This is a genomic window from Corallococcus sp. Z5C101001, from assembly GCF_007352635.1.
Taxonomy (GTDB): Bacteria; Myxococcota; Myxococcia; order Myxococcales; family Myxococcaceae; genus Corallococcus; species Corallococcus silvisoli.
The window spans coordinates 450,020-465,930 of the sequence record NZ_VKLU01000009.1 but is presented as its reverse complement, the minus strand read 5'-3'; the positions used below and the strand labels follow the sequence as shown (position 1 = coordinate 465,930).

The 15,911-nt window shown below is 70.6% G+C and carries 11 protein-coding genes; 5 read left to right on the top strand and 6 right to left on the bottom strand.

Features of this window, described 5'->3' with window-relative positions; all coding sequences use genetic code 11:
• Window positions 1–204: 204 nt before the first annotated feature.
• Together FOF48_RS22320 and FOF48_RS22315 are read right to left on the bottom strand one after the other, a co-directional pair.
• On the bottom strand, window positions 205–1,287 hold the full coding sequence (locus FOF48_RS22320) for an SPFH domain-containing protein (RefSeq protein WP_143904765.1): 1,083 nt from the start codon (window positions 1,285–1,287) through the stop codon (window positions 205–207).
• Window positions 1,278–1,775 carry an NfeD family protein gene (locus FOF48_RS22315; protein ID WP_143904764.1) on the bottom strand — a complete coding sequence of 166 codons (498 nt, stop codon included), beginning with the start codon at window positions 1,773–1,775 and terminating at the stop codon, window positions 1,278–1,280. The genes FOF48_RS22320 and FOF48_RS22315 overlap by 10 nt, the downstream gene beginning before the upstream one ends.
• Before the next feature lie 570 nt (window positions 1,776–2,345).
• Between FOF48_RS22315 and FOF48_RS22310 the strand changes: the two genes are divergently transcribed.
• Window positions 2,346–5,360, top strand: coding sequence for an error-prone DNA polymerase (locus tag FOF48_RS22310; protein WP_143904763.1), 3,015 nt, complete (start codon window positions 2,346–2,348; stop codon window positions 5,358–5,360).
• Between the two features lie 172 nt (window positions 5,361–5,532).
• Window positions 5,533–6,282: a hypothetical protein gene (locus FOF48_RS36530; RefSeq protein ID WP_186002019.1), complete on the top strand. Its 750-nt coding sequence runs from the start codon at window positions 5,533–5,535 to the stop codon at window positions 6,280–6,282.
• Between the two features lie 443 nt (window positions 6,283–6,725).
• Here FOF48_RS36530 and FOF48_RS22300 read toward each other — a convergent pair whose 3' ends face one another.
• A complete protein-coding gene (locus tag FOF48_RS22300) occupies window positions 6,726–7,469 on the bottom strand; it encodes a phytanoyl-CoA dioxygenase family protein (protein ID WP_143904762.1) in 744 nt (247 codons plus the stop codon).
• 55 nt (window positions 7,470–7,524) lie between these two features.
• Window positions 7,525–9,186: an acyl-CoA dehydrogenase family protein gene (locus tag FOF48_RS22295; protein ID WP_143904761.1), complete on the bottom strand. Its 1,662-nt coding sequence runs from the start codon at window positions 9,184–9,186 to the stop codon at window positions 7,525–7,527.
• Between the two features lie 66 nt (window positions 9,187–9,252).
• Between FOF48_RS22295 and FOF48_RS22290 the strand changes: the two genes are divergently transcribed.
• Window positions 9,253–11,118, top strand: coding sequence for an ATPase (locus tag FOF48_RS22290; protein ID WP_186002018.1), 1,866 nt, complete (start codon window positions 9,253–9,255; stop codon window positions 11,116–11,118).
• Here FOF48_RS22290 and FOF48_RS22285 read toward each other — a convergent pair.
• Window positions 11,058–11,906: a WbqC family protein gene (locus FOF48_RS22285; protein ID WP_143904760.1), complete on the bottom strand. Its 849-nt coding sequence runs from the start codon at window positions 11,904–11,906 to the stop codon at window positions 11,058–11,060. The two genes, FOF48_RS22290 and FOF48_RS22285, sit on opposite strands and share 61 nt — an antisense overlap.
• 20 nt (window positions 11,907–11,926) lie before the next feature.
• Window positions 11,927–12,724 carry a phytanoyl-CoA dioxygenase family protein gene (locus tag FOF48_RS22280; protein WP_143904759.1) on the bottom strand — a complete coding sequence of 266 codons (798 nt, stop codon included), beginning with the start codon at window positions 12,722–12,724 and terminating at the stop codon, window positions 11,927–11,929.
• Window positions 12,725–12,853: 129 nt separating this feature from the next.
• Between FOF48_RS22280 and FOF48_RS22275 the strand changes: the two genes are divergently transcribed.
• Together FOF48_RS22275 and FOF48_RS22270 are read left to right on the top strand one after the other, a co-directional pair.
• On the top strand, window positions 12,854–13,816 hold the full coding sequence (locus FOF48_RS22275; protein WP_143904758.1) for an alpha/beta fold hydrolase: 963 nt from the start codon (window positions 12,854–12,856) through the stop codon (window positions 13,814–13,816).
• Window positions 13,817–13,974: 158 nt separating this feature from the next.
• Window positions 13,975–15,852, top strand: coding sequence for a lamin tail domain-containing protein (locus FOF48_RS22270; RefSeq protein ID WP_143904757.1), 1,878 nt, complete (start codon window positions 13,975–13,977; stop codon window positions 15,850–15,852).
• The last annotated feature ends 59 nt before the right edge of the window (window positions 15,853–15,911 follow it).

Below are 15,911 nucleotides of genomic sequence, written 5' to 3'. Positions count from 1 at the left end.
GGACCGGGGTTTCAGGCGTGCAGCTTCAAGGGGATGCGGACCTCGTGCAGGGGAAGGCCTGTGACGTCTTCCCACGTGGACAGCGGATGCTTCAGGGGGAGCATGCGGCGAGGCCCGGGCGGACTGCAAGCCCGGACCTGCGCGCGGACGCGGGCACCGACGGGAAAACGCCGGTGCCCTGACGACGATTCCCGCGGGAGGCGGCTATTCGTCCGACGGCGGCGGCTGCACGCGGCGGGTGGCCGGGAGGGGGGCCGGGACCGCGGCGCTGCGGGCCAGGGCCTGGGCGCTCATCGCGGCGGCGGAGGGCGGGCGGGCAGGGGCCCGGGGGGCCTCGGCCGGGGCGTCGTCCTTGGCGAACACCTCCTTCAGCGTGGCGATGGAGCCCAGCGCGGCGGTGGCCTCATAGGGGACGAACATCTTGTTGTCTCCCTTGCCCAGCTCCTGGAGGGTCTCCAGGTAGCGCAGCGCCAGCACCTCCGGCGTGGCGCGGCCGGTGTGGATGGCCTCGAAGGTGAGGCGGGTGGCCTCGGCCTTGCCTTCGGCCTCCAGCATGACGGCGCGCTTGTGGCCCTCGGCGCGGGCGATCTCCGCGTCGCGCTCGGCCTCGGCGCGCAGGATGCGGGAGATCTTCTCGCCTTCGGCCTGGAGGATGGCGGCGGCCTTGTCGCCCTCGGCCTTGGTGACCTCCGCGCGGCGCTCGCGCTCGGCGGTCATCTGCTTGGCCATGGCGGACTTGATGGCCTGGGGCGGTTCGATCTCTCGCAGCTCCACGCGGGTGACCTTCACGCCCCACTTCTCGGTGGCCTCGTCCAGCACGTTGCGCAGCTTGGAGTTGACCGTCTCGCGGCTGGTGAGCGTCTGGTCCAGGGTGAGACCGCCCATGACGTTGCGCAGGTTCGTCATGGTGAGCTGCTCGATGGCGAGCGCCAGGTTCTCCACCTGGTAGAGGGCGCGGCCCGGGTCGACGATCTGGTAGTAGATGACCGAGCCGACCTCCATGTTGACGTTGTCATGGGTGATGACCTGGACGGTCTCGAAGCCCATGACCTGCTCGCGCAGGTCCACCAGCGTGTTGCGCGTGAAGCGGTTGCCCGCGCGCATCTCCATGGCGCGGGGGCTGTCCATGAAGGGGATGAGGATGTTGAGGCCGCTGGAGGCCACGTGGTGGAACTTCCCCAGCCGCTCCACGACCATCACCTTGGCCTGGGGAACGATGCGCACACCGGTGACAAGCCCGAACACGACGGCGGCCGCCGCGAAGAGCAAAACAATGGTCAGTCCCATCCTGCCGTCTCCTTCTTCTGCTGCGCGGATTGCAGCGCGACTTCGTGGGACGCCGACGGGCGTCGCACCCACAACTTGAGGCCTTCAATCTGCTCCACGGTGACGCGCTCGCCTTCGGGCAGGGGGCCCGACAGGGAGCGCGCCATCCACAGCTCGCCGTTGATGCGCACGGTGCCTCCGTGCGGATCGGACAGCGCCTCGGTCACCACGGCCTCCTGGCCCAGCATCGCCTCGGTGCCCGTCTTCAAATGCACCGCGTCGCGCATGAAAACGTGCTTGAAGATGGTGCGGGACGCGCCAAAGAGGGCGGCGGACACCAGCGTGAAGACGACGAGCTGGCCGTTGAAGCCCAGCCCCGCGCCGGCGGTGAGCGACGCCATCAGCGCGCCCACGGCGAACCAGAGGGTCACGAAGCCAGAGAGCTTGATCTCCAGCGCCCCCAGGACGATCGCGGCAATCAACCAGAGCTGCCAGGCGGTGGTGTCCATGAGGTCCTTGTTTGGCAGCCGCTTCGGCTTCCTGTCAAACCGGGCGGCCTGGGCATCAGGAATCCGTCCGAAGGAGGGTGGGTTCCCGGCAAGGACCTAAAGGGTCTGAAGCCAGGGGAAAAGCCGATGCCGTCCTTCGCCCTTCCTGGCGCCCGACTGTACTACGAGGGCACGGGAGGAAGGGGGGAACCGGTGCGCTTCGGCCACGATCCTTCGTGGGCCGCCCCCCTGTTCCGCCGGCAGGCGGAAGCCCCGAGGCGGCACTTCCGCTGCACCGTCCAAGCCCCCCGGGGCAGGGACGGAGCGAGCCTCCGCCCGGCGGCCCGGCCATCGACCTGCGCACGGTGCCCGAGGACGCGGTGCCGGTCATCCCAGCATGGGGCCGGGGAACTTCGGGGCGGCGGTGGAGACGCCATCGCGAGTAAAGACAAATCAAACGTCGAGACAAGGCAGTGGGAACTGGAGAACGTTTGTCTTCAATGCCGCACGGCGACAACCCACGACGTTGCGCTGTCTCCAAGCGGAGATCCAATCTAGCGCCTGAACGCCCGCTCAGTGTCTTAATCCGGTGTGAGCTACGCCGAGCTGGTGTGCCGGTCCCACTTCTCCTTTCTGCACGGCGCCTCCCATCCGGAGGAGCTGGTGGCCACCGCGGCGCGGCTGGGGCTGTCCGCGCTGGCGCTGACGGACCGGGACGGGTTGTACGGCGCGGTGAAGGCGCACCTCGCGGCGAAGGAGCACGGGGTGAAGCTGCTGCTGGGCGCGGAGCTGACGCTGGAGGACGGCCCCCCGGTGGTGGTGTACGCCCGTGACGCGGGCGGGTACGCGAACCTGTGCCGGTTGGTGTCCCACAGCCGGATGACGCACCCCAAGGGCGAGGCGGGCCTGCCCTGGCGCAAGCTGGCCGAGCACGCGTCGGGGCTGCTCGCGCTCCTGCCGGGCCCCGCGTCGCTGGAGGCGGTGGCCCCGCTGGCGGAGGCGTTTCCCGGCGGCTTCCACGTGGGCCTGAGCCGTTCGCTGTCCGCGGGGGACGCGGCCCGGGAGGCCCGGGCGGAGGCGCTGGCCCGCGCGCTGGGCGTGCCGCTGGTGGTGCACAACGACGTGCACACGCACCACCGCGAGCGGCAACCCCTGCAGGACGTGCTCACGGCGATCCGCCACGGGGTGCCGGTGGATCAGGCGGGCACGCGGCTGTTCCCGAACGCGGAGCGGACGCTGAAGTCACCGGGGGACATGGCGCGGCTGTTCGCGGATCGGCCGGAGGCGCTGGAGCAGACGGTGGAGCTGGCGTCGCGCTGTGGGGCCTCGCTGGACGCGCTGCGGTACCACTTTCCTGAAGAGGACCTGCCCGAAGGGCGCACGGCGGATACGCACCTGCGGGTGCTGACGGAGGCGGGCCTGCGCACGCGCTACCCGGGAGGCGTGCCGCCGGAGGTGACGAAGCAGATTGACCACGAGCTGCGGCTCATCGCCGCGATGGACTTCGCGGGGTACTTCCTGTCGCTGTGGGACATCGTGATGTTCGCGCGCGGGCGGGGCATCCTGTGTCAGGGGCGGGGCAGCGCGGCGAACTCGGCGGTCTGCTACGCGCTGGGCATCACCGCCATTGATCCGGTGCGGATGGGGCTCCTGTTCGAGCGCTTCCTCAGCATGGAGCGCCGGGAGCCGCCGGACATCGACGTGGACTTCGAGCACGAGCGGCGCGAGGAGGTGCTGCAGTACGTCTACGAAAAGCACGGCCGTCAGAAGGCGGGCATGGTGTGCGAGGTGATCTGCTACCGGGGACGGCTCGCGCTCCGGGAGGCGGGCAAGGCGCTGGGGTTGTCGTTGGATCAGGTGGACCGGCTGTCGAGGGTCGCCTCCTCGCACGGCTTCCAGGTGACGCCGGAGGTGCTCCTGGAGGCGGGCCTGTCGCCGTCGGACGGGCGCGTGCTCCGGACGGTGTCGGTGGCGAAGGAGCTGGAGGGCGTCCCCCGCCACCTGTCCATCCACGTGGGCGGCTTCGTGATGACGCGCGAGCCGCTGGTGGGCCTGGTGCCGGTGGAGAACGCGGCGATGCCGGGGCGCACGGTCATCCAGTGGGAGAAGGACGACATCAACGCGGTGGGGCTGTTGAAGGTGGACCTGCTGGCGCTGGGCATGTTGTCCGCGCTGTCGCGGTGCTTCGCGTTGATCCAGAAGCACCATGGCCGCGAGCTGTCACTGGCGACGGTGCCGCCGGAGGATCCGAAGGTCTACGACATGCTGTGCGAGGCGGACACGGTGGGCGTGTTCCAGATCGAAAGCCGCGCGCAGATGAACATGTTGCCCCGGCTCCGGCCCCGGGAGTTCTACGACCTGGTGGTGCAGATCGCGCTCATCCGGCCAGGGCCCATCGTGGGCAACATGGTGCACCCCTATCTGCGGAGGCGGCACGGCCAGGAGCCGGTGACGTACCCGAGCGAGGACGTGCGCGGCATCCTGGGAAAGACGCTGGGCGTGCCGCTCTTCCAGGAGCAGGCGATGCGGCTCGCGATGGTGGCGGCGGGCTTCTCCGCGGGGGAGGCGGACGGGCTCCGGCGGGCGTTGAGCCACAAGCAAGCGGAGGCGCGGATCCTCCCGTACCGGGGCCGTTTCGTGGAGGGCTGCGAGGCGCGGGGCTACACGCGCCAGCAGGCGGAGGAGTGGTTCAATCACTTCCGGGGCTTCGCGCACTACGGGTTCCCGGAGAGCCATTCGGCGAGCTTCGCGTTGATCGCCTATGCGTCCAGCTGGTTGAAGTGCCACTACCCGGCGGAGTTCACGACGGCGCTGCTCAACTCGCAGCCGATGGGGTTCTACGCGCCGCATACGTTGGTGGCGGACGTGCAGCGGCACGGGGTGGAGGTCCGGCCGGTGGACGTGCGCCGCTCGGACTGGGATTGCACCTTGGAGGACGGGGCGGTGCGGCTGGGGTTCCGGATGGTGCGGGGGCTGGGCGAGTCCGCGGGCCGGGCGGTGGCCTCCGCGAGGGAGGGGGACTACGCGAGCGTGGGAGACCTGGCCCGCCGGGCGCGCATCCCCCGGCACGAGCTGACGCGGCTGGCGCTGTCAGGGGCGCTGGCGTCGTTGTGCGGCGCGCGGCGGCAGGCGCTGTGGGAGATCCAGGCGCTGGGGCCGCTGGACGCGGACGACCTGTTCTTCGGGATGGCGATGGACGGCACGGCGGTGGAGCTGCCGCCCATGGGCGTCCAGGAGCGGGTGGTGGCGGACTACGACACGGTGGGGCTGTCGCTGGAGAAGCACCCGCTGGAGCTGTTGCGGCCCACGTTGAATCGGATGGGGGCGGTGACGGCGGAGGGGTTGAAGCGGGTGTCCGCGGGTCGGAGGGTGAGGGTGGGGGGAATGATGATCTGCCGACAGATGCCACCGACGGCGAAGGGGATCTGCTTCATCTCGCTGGAGGATGAGACGGGGATCGCGAACCTGGTGGTGCCCTCGGAGGTGTACGCGAGGTGCAGGCAGGAGATCCACGGCGCGCTGTTCCTCGTGGGGGAGGGGATGCTGGAGCGCTCGGGGAAGGTGACGAACGTGAAGGCGCGCAGCGTGGTGTCGGTGCGGCAGTGAGGCTTGGCCTGACGGCGCTACATCTGCACGTCTGTTCCCTGATCCACCCGGTGGGTGGAGGGAGGAGTGCAGTGAAGACCCACGGGGGCATGGAACAACCCGTATTGCTGGCGATATAGATTGCGTCCGTCTGGAGTGTAGTAGCGTGGATCAGAACGGGAGGGTTCTCCAAGTGCGCAACAGTCTTCGGTGGTTGGGGTCGCTGCTCGATCGCGTGGGCCTGAAGGACGTGGTGGAGGAGGCAAGCGATTGGGTGCGGTACTACGCGCAGGGGAAGCCGCCCGCGAGCGAGCCGCAGCCGACCCGCGTCTCCCGCCCGGTGCACTCCGAGCCTCCGCGTGCCTCCATGCACGAGGTGATCGAGTCCCTCCGCAACGCGATGCCCGAGCGGCTGGTGGACGCGACGGTGGTGGGAGTGCCCTTCGAAGGCCGCATGGAGCTGGCGCCCGCGGCCCGTCGCAAGACGGCCCCCAAGGCGAAGAAGAGCGCCGGCAAGGCCGCCGCGAAGAAGAAGGCCCCGGCGGCGAAGAAGGCCGCGCCCGCGCGCAGGAAGACGGCGGCGAAGAAGGCGCCCGCGGCGAAGAAGGCCGCGCAGCCGGCGAGCGAGGACGCGGTGGCGGTGCTGGAGACCGCGCTGCGAGGCCATGCGCGCCAGAAGGACCTGGTCTCCGCTGGCAAGGAGAAGGACCAGCTCCTGCGCTCGCTGATCCCGCTGTACCTGGCGAAGTCCCTGGACGTGGAAGTCACGTCGGGCACGACGTCGCGCTTCTGGAGCGGGCTGGGCGTGACGTACGCCGCGCCGAACGCCGCCAAGGCGCTGCGCCTGCACGCGGGGTACGCGCAGGACACGAAGAAGGGCAAGGCCATCACCGCGAAGGGCGTCCGCTACGTGGAAGACGCCCTCGCGCAGGCCTCGAAGTAGTCCTGCTGAACGGTATGCCGCGCCTTTCATCCTCCAGGCGCGGCGCGCCCCACACTCGTGATCCTGCGTCCACTGCTGGTCCTGACCGTGTTGCTCGCGGACGCGGGAACGTCAGCTCCGCCGCGGAATGAATCGAAGCCAGATGCAGGAGTTCCTGTGCGGACGCGTCCTGCTCCTGACGTGGATGCAGGGACGGGCGCTGGAGGAACAGCCACGTCACCCTTTGAGTGGCCTGAAGACGTGGAGCCCATGGCGACGCTGGATGGACCCGCCATTCTGGCGTCCTATACAGCGTTCGGGTGAATCGTCGCGTCGACGCCTGTGAGGGAATCGGTCCCGGGGGGAACTTCGAACTCGATTGGTTCGAACTCTATGCCGTCTCGCCCGACGGAAAACTCATCGAGCGATATCCCTATTCGCCCTGAGGCATCCGTTCCCCGCGCTTACTCCCGCGCGGAACGCGAGCCGGGGGCCGGCGGATTGTCGGTCCTCCGGTACGTGGCCACCACGGAGTACTTCGTGTCCGCCGTGTGGTTCCGGCTCGCCGCGTGGAACAGCCGCGCATGGAAGAGCAGCACGTCCCCGGGCGCCAGCCGCACGTACCGAGTCTCCGCGATCAGCGCCGCGTTCTCAGGGAGCTCCGGCCGCAGGAACAGCCGCTCGTCGTAGCGCTCCGCCGCGAAGGCCATCCGGTGCGTCCCGGGCAGCACCTTCAGGCCGCCGTTCTCCGGCGTCTCCGCGCCCAGGGCCAGCCACGTGGAGATCAACTCCGGCCGCGCGAAGGCCCAGTAGCGCACGTCCTGGTGCCACCCCGTGTCCGATGAATAGCGCGGCTGCTTCGTCATCACGCAGTTGTGGTGCGCCCGCGCCTGCACCACCGGGCCGTCCAGCAACCGCCCCAGCGCCTCCACCATCCGCGCGTCGTCGAACCACGCCGCGAAGAGGGGCGAGCGCCCGTGGGCCTTCAACAACCGGCGCACCGTCCGGCCGCCCTCATCCGTCCGGCTCGCCGGAGAACCCGGGTAGGCCACGTCGGCCTCGTACTCCACCGGGCCCTCACCGGTCGCCAACTGCTCCTGGATGACGGCCCGCATCCGCTCGCAAGTCCCGCCGTCCACGAAGGACGGCAGGACGAGATACCCATCGGTGGCGAAGCGCTGGCACTGCTCGGGGCTCAGGACGGACATGGCGCACGCTTCATAATGGGCGCGCGGTCCACATGCACCTGTCCCCGCGCTCGGCTCACCCCAGCAGCCGCGACTCATCCAGGTCGATTTCATCCTGGATGAGGTCCACGCCGTTCTGCCGGAACCGCCGCGCGGCGGCACGGCTGCGCGGCCCGTGCCCGTGCTCCAGGCACCACTGCGCGTGCTCGCTCAGCAGCGCCAGCTCCAGCGTGCGCCCCAGCGTCAGCGAGAAGCGCCGCGCCCCGGCCTCCATCGTGGTCGGGTTCGCCATGGCGCCGGACACCCAGGCCCGAGCGTGCTCCAGCGCGTCGTGCGCCGTCTGGACACACGGCCGCAGGCCCGTGTCCGTCACCTTCGACAGCCGGCCCTCGACCTCGTGGAAGAACGCCTCCAGCGTGCCTTCCTTCGCCAGCGCGCGCAGCGAGTCCAGCGACAGCACGTTCGTCGTGCCCTCCCAGATGGACAGCACCTGCGCGTCCGCCTGGATGCGCGGCAGGCCCGTGTCCTCCACGTAGCCCGCGCCGCCGAAGGACTCCGTCACCTCCGACGTCACGTGCACCACCTGCCGGCCCGTCGTCAGCTTCGCCAGCGGCGTCACCAGCCGCTGCAACAGCTGCTCCTGCTCCGTCGCCGTGCGCGTCTCCAGCTTGCCCAAGAGCTCCACGCCGCGGAACGCCAGCAGGAAGCCCGCCTGGAACTCCGCCTCCAGCCCCGCCAGCGTGTCCACGTGCAGCGGCTTCTCCGACAGCGGCGCACCGAACTGCACCCGGCGCTTCGCGTAGTCGTGCGCCAGCGCCAGCGCGCGCCGCATGCTCCACGTCGCGCCCATCGCGTTCCAGGTCCGCGTCACGTTGAGCATCATCGCCATGTTGCGGATGCCGTCCGTCAGCCCCGCCACCGGCACCGCCAGCGTCCCGTCCAGCGTCAGCTCCGCCGTGGGCACCTTGCGCGTCCCGAACTTGTCCTTCAGCCGGTTGATCTGGATGCGGTTGAGCTGGCCCGCCGCGTCCCGCGTCTCCACGAAGAAGAGCGCCAGCCCCTTGCCGCCAGGGCCGTTGCCCACCGGGCGCGCCAGCGTCAGCGCCATCTGCGCCGTCGTCGCGGACGTGAACCACTTCGTCCCGTACAGCCGCCAGCCCTCAGGCGACTGGCGCGCCTCCGTCAGCGTCAAACCCACGTCCGAGCCGCCCGTGCGCTCCGTCATCCACTGGCCCGACGTCCAGAACGTCGCCGGATCGCGCGACGTCAGGCGGGGCAGGGCGTGATCGATGAGGGCCTGGTTGCCCAGCGACAGCAGCGAGCGCGCCGCGCCATCCGTCATCGCCAGCGGACACGAATAGACGTCCAGCGACGGCTGGATCAGGTAGTTGAGCGCGAACTGGTGCACCCGGCTGAGCGCGCCGCTCTTCTGCTCGTAGGCCGTCGCGATCAGGCCCTTGCGCGCCGTCAGCGCCTCCGCCTCCTTCCACAGCGGGGACACCTCGATGTGGTCGATGCGCTGCCCCCACGGGCTCCACTGCGTCAGCACGGGCTCGTTCAGCCGGTCGCGCTGCTGGAACTCGTAGAAGTGCTTGCCGCTCAGCTCACCCAGCTCCCGGAAGTCATCGGTGAGCGGACGGAGGATGTCCTCCGGAAGGGTGCGGGCAAGATAGCCCTGCAGGAACGCGTCATCGTCGTACTGGTTGCCAAGACCGGGGGGCGCCTGGAAGAAGCTCATGGCCCGAAGTTAACACCTCGCACAGGGCGGTGGGGTAGAGTGGCCTCCCCCTCCGCCGGAGCCGTGATGACCGACTTCTTTCGCAGGCCCCCTCCTGGCCCAGGTCCGTCTTCCCCCGACGCCGAGCAGGACCTGAATCGCAACATCACCCCCCTGGAGACGCCCGCCGCGCCGGCCAACCCCGTCCTGGCGGCGCCTCCCCGCGCCCGACCGCTCGCCCCGTCGGGGCAGCCCATCGCGGCCACCCCGTCGGAGGTGTCGGCCCGCGCACGCCCCGCGCAGTCCGCGCCGCTGCCGTCCGTCATCTTCGACCCGATGCCGCGCCCCCGCGTGCCGCCGCCGGGCGCGCCGCCGCCCTTCAACGAAGAGAACCTGGACGTGCAGACGGAGCGGCGCACCGCGCCCCCTGGCGCCCCTCCGCCCTCGGAGGGGCGCCCCGCGGCCTCCGCCTCGGACCGGCGTGGGCCGGACGCGGAGCGCAGGGGGGCCTCGGCCCCGGAAGGCGACCGCCGTGGCCCCAGCCCCAGCGGCGCGGATCGCCGCGGCGGGGCCGCGCCTCCTCCGCCCCAGGGATATGTGGGCCCGGAGCGGCGCGGCTTCCGGCGCGGCGAGGCTTCGGATGCCCCGGCGACCAACCGCTTCTGGCCCACGCAGCCGCGCACGCTCCAGGAGGCCGGCCTGAACACGACGTTCGTGGAGGAGCTGGTCCTCAAGGCCATCTTCTTCGCGGGCGAGATGCGCGGCATGGACGTGGCCACGCGCCTGCAACTGCCCACCGCCCTGGTGGACGAGGTCATCGAGGGCCTGCGCCGCCAGAAGTACATCGACATCCGCGGTGGCGGCGCCTCCGGCGTCGGCCGCTCCACGATGATCTACCAGCTCACGACCTTCGTGACGGACGTGCTGCGGCAGATCCTCGACCGCAACCGCTACAACGGCCCGGCGCCGGTGCCCTTCAACGAATGGGTCGCCGCCGTGAAGCAGCAGACGGTGCGCGGCAACCGCATCACGCGCCATCGCATGCAGGACAAGTTCGGCGACCTCATCATCCGCGACTACATCTTCGACGGCATCGGTCCGGCGATGAACTCCGGGCGCGCCATCTTCTTCTACGGCCCCCCGGGCAACGGCAAGACGGCCATCTGCCAGGGCATGGTCAACTGCTACGACGGGGACATCTTCGTCCCCCACGCGCTGCTCATCGACGACTTCGTGGTGAAGATGTTCGACGCGAACATCCACCGCGCCGTCGAGGACGAGCCCGGCATGCCCTCGTACGATCGCCGCTGGGTGCGCTGCCGCCGCCCGCTCGTGGTGGTGGGCGGTGAGCTGACGCTGGAGATGCTCGACCTCGTCTACACCCCGGAGGTGAAGTACTACGAGGCGCCGTTCCAGATGAAGGCGACCAACGGCATGCTCCTCATCGACGACTTCGGCCGGCAGAAGGTGTCCCCCAAGGACCTGCTCAACCGGTGGATCGTCCCGCTGGAGAGCGACGTGGACATGCTCACGCTCCACACCGGCAAGAAGATCCAGGTGCCCTTCGACGTGTTCGCGGCCTTCTCCACCAACCTGGACCCCAGCGCCCTCGTGGATGACGCGTTCCTGCGCCGCGTCCGCTACAAGCTGGAGGTGCAGCGCCCGGACGAGGAGCAGTTCCATGAGATCTTCCAGGTGATGTGCAAGAAGCGCGGCGTGCCGTACGACGCGCGCGCCGTCGACTACCTCATCGACGAGCACTACCGCCCGGCCCACCGGCCCTTCGCCGCGTGTCAGCCGCGCGACCTGTTGGATCAGGTCATCGACATGGCGAACTACCAGGGCACCACGCCGCGCCTGGATCCGGCGCTGCTCGACGCCGCCGTGCGCAGCTACTTCGTGCGCTTCGACAAGCCCGAGCCGTCCGCGCCGACCTCCGCGTCGGCGCGCTGAAGCGGCTGGGGGCCGTCCCCCGCGAACGGCCCCCACGGCGACGGCTGGAGCCACATGCGCACCGTCTCCACGGGCACGTTGGCCAGCACGTCGACGATGGACAGCCCCGTGACGAAACGCCCTTCGCGTCCCTGGGCGTAGTCCGGATGCCGGAAGCGCTGCCACAACAGGCGCACGTCCACCGCGCGGAAGCGCTCCGGCTTCAGGTACACCGTGGAGCCCGTCCCCGAGTAGTAGGTGTGAGCCCCCATCTGGAGGCAGTACTCCACCAGCCGCTGCGTCTTGTCCTCGCCCCGGCGCTCCAGCGTGGAGGAGCACACCATGTTCGGCGCGAGGCCCAGCGGTGCGTGGAAGAGCGCCATGCTGGAGAGCAGCACGCGCAGGAGCGAGCCCGGGCCGGACTCGCGCGCCGCGGCGTCGTAGAAGGGCTCCAACAGGGGGAGCACCTGCGCGCGGAAGTGGGGCCGGCCTCCGTAGAGCGTCACCAGCGCCTGGAGGTGCTTGCGCGCCCACGGCTGGCTCGCGTCCACCGCCAGGTCGCGGATCCGCGTGTCGCGGTGCGGATCCTCCAAGGGGATGGACAGCCACTGGAAGCCGGGCTCCGTGGGCGGTGGCGTGGGCACTCCAGCGGGCAGGGCGACGCGGGTGCGGCGCTGCCAGCCGCGCCGGAGCCACTGCACGTCGTCCAGCACCACCAGCGTCCCGGCGCGCGCGACCTGCTCGTAGAAGTCCACCCACGGCAGGTAGTGGGGCTGCTCCGCGACGAGGACTCCAGGGTGGCCGGACACGCCTGGGATGATAGGGCCTTTCAGCCGCCGCGCACCGGGTGGCGGAACACCGGCGGGAACACGCGCGGGGCCTTCTTCTTGCGCACGCAGGTGGTGTCCGCGCTCATGTAGCAGGCGGAGAACGCGCGCCGCCGCTGCCCGGGCCGGCCGCGTCCCGAGCGGTGCCACACGTGGTTGTGGACGAGCAGCGCCTCCCCGGCCCGCACGGGCAGGGGCACCACGCGCGCCTCCACGTCCGCCGCCGCCACGCGGTCTGGTGGAATCACGCCGCCGAGCGCCGTCACCAGCCCCTCGCGGTGGCTGCCGGGGATCACCTCCAGGCAGCCGCCGCCCTCCGGTGCGTCGTCCAGCGCGGTCCAGATCTGGAGGTCAGGCTCCCGCGTGAGGCCCCACAGCTTCCCGCCGTCCTGGTGGAAGGGCAGGTTGCTGCCGCCCGCCGGGCCCTTGTGGAAGAGGATGGCGCGGTACAGGACGATGTCGCCGGGGATGCGCGCGCGGGCGATCCGCTCGAACAGCGGGTTCTCCACCCATGCGAGGAAGCGCGGGTCCTTCTCCAGCTTCTCCAGCTTGCGGTACTCCAGGGACGGCCCCTGCCAGCCCAACCCCAGGGGTGCGTCCTCGTAGCGCCCGGAGGCGGCGTCCGGCTGGAAGAACAACCCCGGGTACACCACACGGCCGAGCATCAGGTCGTCCGCCCGCTCACGCAGGGACTCCACGCCCGCGTCATCCAGCACGCGACCCAGGCGTGCGAAACCCTGCGCCTCGTAGTGGGCGAGCACCGCCCCCACGTCCAACCCTTCGGCCTCCACACTCAGCATCCACGCCAAGATCGCCCGGCGTGGCGCGGGCGTCAAAGCCCTCGTGCGGAGAGGGCGGGGCGGGCATCCCACCGGGAGGGGTCGGGAACCCTTGCACCCGAACCTGCCCGGTCGCATGGTGGACGGTGGATGCCCTATCGCCGCGACACGCTCCTCGTCTCCGCCCCGGATGGCACCCGGGTGGCGGTCCACACCCACAGCGCGGGCCTGCCGGAGGCCGCACGGGACGCGGCGCTCGCGGCTCGGCCGACGGTGCTGCTGACCAACGGCATCGGCACGTCGGAGAACTTCTGGCGTCACATCGTCGCCGACCTGGAGCAGGACCACCGGGTGGTGCACTGGGACTACCGAGGCCACGGCGGGAGCGACGATTCGAGCGGCGGGGACTACCGCGTGCCGGTGCACGTGGACGACCTGGAGCGGGTCACCGAAGCGGCGATGGCGCGCGGGGATGGCCGGCCGCCGCACCACATCGCCTTCTCCATGGGCGTGCGCATCCTGCTGGAGCTGTACCGCCGACGCCCGGAGCTGGTGCCGTCCATGACGCTCATCGCGGGGACGGCCGGGGTGCCGTGGTCAGGGGACTCGCGCTGGGGCTCCCGGGTCGCGCTGTCCGCGGCGCGTCAGGCCCTGCGCGCCGGCACGCCGTGGGTGCCCGTGGTGGCGCCCGCGGTGAAGGCCGTCATCGCCAGCCGCTTCGCGGATCCGCTGGCCCGGGCCGTGGGAGCGCTGCGCGCAAGGGCGCCGCGCGAGGACATCGCCGAGTTCCTGATCGCGCTCCACCGGATGAGTCCCCAGGCCTATTGGCGCACGCTGCGAGGCCTCACGGAGGGCCACGCCTGGGATGTCCTCCCGTCCGTGCGCGTGCCCGTGCAGATCATCGCCGCGAGAGACGACCTCCTCGTGCCCCTGTCGGAGGTGCAGCGGCTGCACCGCGCATTGCCCCAGGCCGACTGGCTCCAGGTGGACGACGCGGGCCACGCGGGCCTGTTGGAGGCGGGCACGGAGATCGCCCAGGCTGTTCGGGGCTTCCTGGATGCTCACGATCTGGAGGCTTCGGCATCCCCGCAACCGCCTGTCATCTCGAGCTGAAACAGCGTCGCTGGAGCCCCTCCCCCCAGGTTGTCAGGTTTTAAGAAACCGGTGGCTCAGGAGCCGCGTAACAGCACGGCCAAAAGTGACCGGACGGGTTTGCGTCGCCCTGTAATTTTGTGGTTTGCAGGAGGCTCAGTACTCAACACGGAGTCTCCATGTCCTGGTCTTCCCGGCACTTGCTGGTCCCATTGTCAGCGGTGCTGTTGGTGTTGTCGGCGTGCGGTGGTGATGACGCGAAGGATCCTGTCTGCGGCAACGGCATCGTCGAGACTGGCGAAGCCTGCGACGACGGCAACCGCGTCGACAACGATCGCTGCAACAACCGCTGTCAGGTCAACACCCCGGCGACCGACGCGGGCACGGATGCCGGCACCGACGCGGGCACCGAGACCGACGCAGGCACGGATGCCGGGACGGAGACCGACGCAGGCACGGACGCTGGGACGGAGACCGACGCGGGCACGGACGCCGGCACTACCGACGCGGGCACGGACGCCGGCACGATCGACGCGGGCACGGACGCTGGGACGATCGACGCGGGCACGGACGCTGGGACGGAGACCGACGCGGGCACGGACGCCGGCACGATCGACGCGGGCACGGACGCCGGCACGATCGACGCGGGCACGGATGCCGGCACGATCGACGCGGGCACGGATGCCGGCACGGAGACGGATGCTGGCACGATCGACGCTGGCACGGACGCCGGCACGATCGACGCGGGCACGGATGCCGGCACTACCGACGCGGGCACGGACGCCGGCACGGAGACGGATGCCGGCACGATCGACGCGGGCACGGACGCCGGCACGGTCGACGCGGGCACGGATGCCGGCACCAGCACCGCGACGCTCAGCGCGCTGGAGCCTGCCGCGGTGTTCGCGCGTTCGGGCACCACGGGTGAGACGATTCCGGAGCCGCTGGAGGTGACGCTGAGCACCGACGCCACCACGGACGTGGTGGTGCAGGTGACGTCGTCCAGCGCCTCGGTGGTCGTGGCCAACGGCGGCCAGGTGACGGTGCATGCGGGTTCGCGCACCGCGCCGGTGGTCGTGACGGCGGACGCGGCGGCGGGTTCGGCCAAGGCGACGCTGACGGCCACGCTGGGCGCGGACACGCGCCAGGCCACGGTGCGCGTGCTCGGCGCGACCGAGGTGGCCTCGCTGGCGTTCCTGTCGCCGGAGACGGTGGCGGTGTCCTCCGGCCAGACGGCGCTGGTCACCGTGACGCTCGACGTGCCGCCCGCGGCGGACACGGCCGTGGCGCTCTCGACGACGGGCAGCGTGGGCTCCGTGCCGGCCACCGTGACGGTGCCGGCCAACCAGATCTCCGCGAAGTTCACCTTCACCGGTGCGTCGGCAGCCGCGACGGGCACCATCGTGGCCACGCTCAACGGCCAGTCCGTGTCCGCTCAGGCGAAGGTCACCTCCGCCCCCACGACGAACCACATCGTCATCAGCGAGTTCGCCGCCGCGGGCCCCGCCGGCGCGAACGACGAGTTCATCGAACTCTACAACCCGACGAATGCGGACGTGAACATCGCGGGCTGGAAGCTCCAGTACAAGAGCGCGACGGGCGCGACCTACAACACCGCCGCATTCACGTTCCCCACGGGCGCGACGATCGCCGCTCACGGCTTCTACCTGGTGACGGGCAGCACCTACTCCAGCGGTAGCACGGCCGCGAGTGACGCGTCCGCCGGCACCACCATCCAGCTGTCCGGCACCGCGGGCCACATCCGCCTGGGCAAGCCCAGCATCGGCACTGGCTTGACGGATGCCAACGCCGTGGACTGGGTGGGCTACGGCTCGACGGCCGACTCCGCGGAAGGCAAGAGCCCCGTCACCGGGACCCCGGCCGCCGCCGGCAGCTACGAGCGCAAGGCCAAGGTCACCTCGTCGGCCGCCACCATGGAGAGCGGCGTCGACAAGGACGCCGGCAATGGCTACGACTCGGACGTGAACAGCGCGGACTTCATCATCCGCAGCACGCGTGGCCCGCAGAACAAGGCCAGCCCGCTCGAGACGCCGTGACGCACTGAGCAGTGAAGTGACCGGCCCCCATCGTCCATCCAGGGACGGTGGGGGCTGGA